The organism is Lacrimispora sp. (assembly GCF_032078915.1).
Classification (GTDB): domain Bacteria; phylum Bacillota; class Clostridia; order Lachnospirales; family Lachnospiraceae; genus Lacrimispora.
In genome coordinates this window covers 51,259-55,375 of sequence record NZ_DAMAUN010000035.1, presented here as the reverse complement: position 1 = coordinate 55,375, position 4,117 = coordinate 51,259, and the positions used below count along the sequence as shown (strand labels likewise).

General features: G+C 45.2%; 7 protein-coding genes. 6 read left to right on the top strand and 1 reads right to left on the bottom strand.

The features are described 5' to 3' along the window. Both RT269_RS15010 and RT269_RS15005 read left to right on the top strand, forming a co-directional pair. The coding region (locus RT269_RS15010; protein ID WP_331664168.1) for an alpha/beta hydrolase at positions 1 to 750 on the top strand (750 nt) is incomplete at its 5' end. A 133-nt stretch (positions 751 to 883) separates the two neighbouring features. Further along, the gene (locus RT269_RS15005) at positions 884 to 1,258 is read left to right on the top strand and encodes a ribosomal maturation YjgA family protein (RefSeq protein WP_331664167.1); all 375 of its coding nucleotides are present in this window, start codon (positions 884 to 886) and stop codon (positions 1,256 to 1,258) included. Between the two features lie 16 nt (positions 1,259 to 1,274). On the opposite strand, the gene RT269_RS15000 is transcribed toward RT269_RS15005, so the two are convergent. Next, on the bottom strand, positions 1,275 to 1,820 hold the full coding sequence (locus tag RT269_RS15000) for a ferritin-like domain-containing protein (protein WP_313183728.1): 546 nt from the start codon (positions 1,818 to 1,820) through the stop codon (positions 1,275 to 1,277). A gap of 94 nt (positions 1,821 to 1,914) precedes the next feature. Here RT269_RS15000 and RT269_RS14995 point away from each other — a divergent pair, with 94 nt between their 5' ends. From RT269_RS14995 to RT269_RS14980, 4 genes are all read left to right on the top strand, one after another. After that, positions 1,915 to 2,493, top strand: a complete 579-nt coding sequence (locus tag RT269_RS14995; protein WP_313183726.1) for an NUDIX hydrolase — start codon at positions 1,915 to 1,917, stop codon at positions 2,491 to 2,493. 113 nt (positions 2,494 to 2,606) lie between these two features. Beyond that, entirely contained in the window at positions 2,607 to 2,942 is a 336-nt protein-coding gene (locus tag RT269_RS14990; protein WP_013271785.1) for a cyclic-di-AMP receptor, read from the top strand. Positions 2,943 to 3,030: 88 nt separating this feature from the next. Continuing rightward, positions 3,031 to 3,450: a cytidine deaminase gene (locus tag RT269_RS14985; RefSeq protein WP_313183731.1), complete on the top strand. Its 420-nt coding sequence runs from the start codon at positions 3,031 to 3,033 to the stop codon at positions 3,448 to 3,450. A 62-nt stretch (positions 3,451 to 3,512) separates the two neighbouring features. After that, positions 3,513 to 4,117: thymidine phosphorylase (locus RT269_RS14980; protein WP_313183724.1), on the top strand; the 605-nt coding region annotated here is incomplete at its 3' end.

Here is a 4,117-nt window from a genome sequence, read left to right as displayed (position 1 = left end):
GATTGGAAAAACTTTAATTATTGGGGCCGGATACCAAAGGAGCTTATGGATAACGGAGCTGTGATCTATTACGGAAGCCATCAGTCGTCCGCATCGGTGGAGCAATGCGCAAATGAATTAAAAGAGTGTATTCTTAATATTGTCCGGGAGACCGGCTGCGAAAAGCTCAATATTATTGCGCATTCCAAGGGCGGACTTGATTCGCGGTATGCGGTAAGCTGTTTCGGAATGGATCAATATATTGCGTCGCTTACGACGATTAACACGCCCCACCTGGGCTGTAATTACGTGCGTAAGTTATTGGAGAAGATACCCCAAAAGGCAGTTGCGGCCATAGGGAATAAGTACGAGTCCATCTATACCAGGCTTGGTGATGACGATCCGGATTTTTTCAATGGCCTGAAAGATTTGACCGATAAGGAGTGTGAACGGCTGAACGGGATTATGAAGGATGCTCCCGGCGTTTTATATCAAAGCGTCGGCTCGCGTATTCGTTCCTATTCTGGAACTATGTTTCCGCTTAATGTAGGATACGGTATCATAAAATTTTTCGGTGGAGGTGAAAACGACGGGCTTGTTTCCACGAAATCAATGGTATGGGGGGATTTCCTCGGCGTAGTGACTCCTGAAAGCAGGCAAGGGATTTCCCACGGCGACATGATTGACTTAACAAGGAAGAACATCGAAGGCTTTGACGTCTGCGAATTTTATGTCGATTTAGTCAATAAATTAAAAGTAAAGGGTCTTTAGAAATGAAAAATACGATTCTTATGAAGCAGGTGAATATAACCTCCGGCATGAGAATACCCGTGAAGACGGAGGTTATCTGGCAGTAAAGCTTTGGGCTGTGCTGCCTTAATTCTGATTGAAAAAGGAGTGTATCGTGAGATTCAGATTAAACATGAAGTACCTAAGCGCGTTTATCATAGTCTTCATTATTGAAGTGCTAATAGCTGTTTTCGTAAATGATAAATTCATCAGGCCATACGTTGGCGACATGTTGGTTGTGGTTCTGATTTATTGCTTTATCAGGTCATTTGTGGGAAGAGAAGTAAAACTGCTCCCATTGTACATATTTGTTTTCGCAGCATTGACGGAGGTGGGGCAGTATTTTCATTTAGCGAAGCTGCTTGGCCTTGGCGATTATAAAATTGCAAGGATCATTATTGGTTCAACCTTTGATCTTAAGGACATTGCCTGCTATCTGGCAGGCTGTACCGGGTTGTTCCTGTATGAAATGGCAAAGCGGCGTAAGTAATCAGGTGAACTGCTGCCTATCCATGGAATGCAGGGGGGATAGTAAAGTCGTCGTTAAGCTCAGCCAGGATGAACCGGAAGATCTGTACGTGACAAAGCTCATCAGCAATGATCCTGTTTAATACTGACTTGATCCGGCAGTCGTCGATCCATTGGGCCTGGAACTGGTATTTCCGGATCGCTTCCAGCTCACTTTCCAGAGCGTTGGCAACCAGGGGGCCGATCCGGGTGGGATAGCGGTTGCATGCGGGAGTCCAATACCTTAATCGTCCGCTTTGATAGCTCCACAGCCTGGGGTCGGCGCCCAGCATGATGGACAGTTCGCCAAAGGTATTAAGATGATGCATTTCAACAATGCTGATTTTATGGAAGCATTCTGCTATATCAAAGAAGAAGTTTCTCGTAATCATGCTGTTGTAAATATAAAGGCTGATTGCAGACATTTCGGAATTGCAATCGCCTATGTTGGAAAGCATAGCGGCGGCATACGCTTTATTTTGAGACATGACCTCTATGGGAGGCCAGGGATCTTTGTCGGCAAAAACAAGAGCTGATAAATCCATATAATACCCTCATTTCAATTTATTCTATTAAAAATATATCCGCCAGATGGTAGAGTATGACTTAAAAACACAGGAAGATGGAGGAACGAAAGACATGGACTGCAAAGAGAAATTCAGGAAAACAGTAGAAGACTTTTTACCATATAACGAGCAGGAAGAGAGGGATAAGGAGATGCTGCTTCAATATCTCTCGTCAGGAGAATCCATATTTTTCCGTGAAAGTCTGGGCGCCCATATGTCGGCGTCAGCCTGGGTAGTAAATCGGTCCCGCGATAAGGTTCTTATGGCCTATCATAACATCTATGATTCCTGGGCATGGACCGGAGGCCACGCAGATGGGGAAATGGATCTGCTTTTAGTAGCGGTCCGGGAAGCCATGGAAGAAACCGGAATTAGAACGGTAAGTCCGGTTACAGAGGACATCTTTTCCCTGGAGGTGCTGACGGTGGACGGTCATGAGAAGAGGGGAGCTTATGTTTCCTCTCACCTTCACTTAAATGTGACCTATCTTCTGGAAGCGGATGACAGGGAGGTCCTTCATAAGAAAGAGGATGAAAACAGCGCAGTGGGCTGGTTCGGTGTGGAAGAATGCTTAATGGCAGTAAATGAGCCATGGATGAGAGATCGAATATACCGAAAGCTGCTTGATAAAATGAGAGATATCAATTTTTAACAAAGAAATGATAATTATTTTCTATTTTACTGTTTTATTTTTCCTGATTATGATTTATAATAGAGGAATCAAACGAATAAAGTTTTGCCAAATAAGACAGCGAGGTGGTAGATATGAAGATTATTTACGCAATCGTCAGCTCAGATGATGGAAACAGGGTGACTGATGTGCTGAATGAACACCAGTTCAGCGTGACAAAACTTGCCACAACAGGTGGTTTCTTAAAGAAGGGAAACTCTACATTAATGATCGGTACGGATGACGGACAGGTAGAGGAAGTCATCACTCTGATTAAAGATACCTGCGGAAAACGCCAAAAAATTACCTGCAATGTTCCGGCGCCAAATATCGCGTCTGTTTCAGCCGGATATATGATGATGCCGATGACAGTGGAACTTGGCGGAGCTACCATATTTGTAACTGACGTAGAACGATTTGAAAAGATTTGATGAACCGGCAAAGGGATTGCAGAGCAATCCCTTTTCGTAACTGCTGGAATGAATAAGCCGGAGAATAATAGGAGGTGTGTCTTTGAATCTGGATGAGAGGACAAAAAACATGCTGGTGGCAGAGGCTTACGAGGCTCAGAAAATGGCTTATGTACCTTATTCTGATTTCTGCGTTGGAGCAGCCCTGTTAGCAAAGAACGGAAAGGTCTACCGTGGCTGCAACATTGAAAATGCATCCTTTACACCCACGAACTGTGCAGAGCGTACGGCATTTTTTAAAGCGGTCTCAGAGGGGACGGCGGAATTTGATGCCATAGCCATCGTGGGGAATAAAAGGGGCGAAAAGGGAGAACTATGCGCTCCCTGTGGGGTCTGCCGGCAGGTAATGGCCGAATTCTGTGATCCTGAGGAATTTAAGATCATTCTGGGTGCGGGAGAGAAGTTTTCCGTCTATACCTTAAAAGAACTGCTTCCTTTAGGGTTTACAAAAAAGAACTTAAATTCCTGAATGTCCGGAAAACATAGGCAAAAAAGCGGGACGGATAAGTATAAGGGAGGTTTTTGAGTGTCATGAGAATGTACGATGTAATTGCAAAAAAGCGGAACGGAGAATCTTTGACGGAGGAAGAGATCCGCTTTATGATCAAAGGCTACGTAAAAGGGGATATCCCGGATTACCAGATGTCCGCCATGCTGATGGCCATTTATTTTAAGGGAATGAGTGATGAAGAAACAGCCATTCTCACGGATGCGGTGGCTCATTCCGGTGATATGGTGGACTTATCGCCTATCCAGGGAGTGAAAGTAGATAAGCACTCCACCGGAGGCGTGGGAGATAAGACGACTCTGGTGGTGGCGCCAATTGTGGCTGCCTGCGGGGTCAAGGTTGCGAAGATGTCAGGCCGCGGCCTGGGACATACCGGAGGAACCGTTGATAAAATGGAATCCATACCGGGAATGCGGACTGTCCTGACAGAGGAAGAGTTTTTTCAAGTGGTCAATACCGCCGGGCTTTCCGTGATCGGGCAGTCCGGAAATCTGGCTCCAGCGGATAAAAAACTCTATGCTCTCCGTGATGTGACTGCAACAGTAGACAGCATTCCCTTAATTGCTGCTTCCATTATGAGCAAAAAACTGGCAGCAGGAAATGACTGTATTCTTCTGGATGTGAAAAC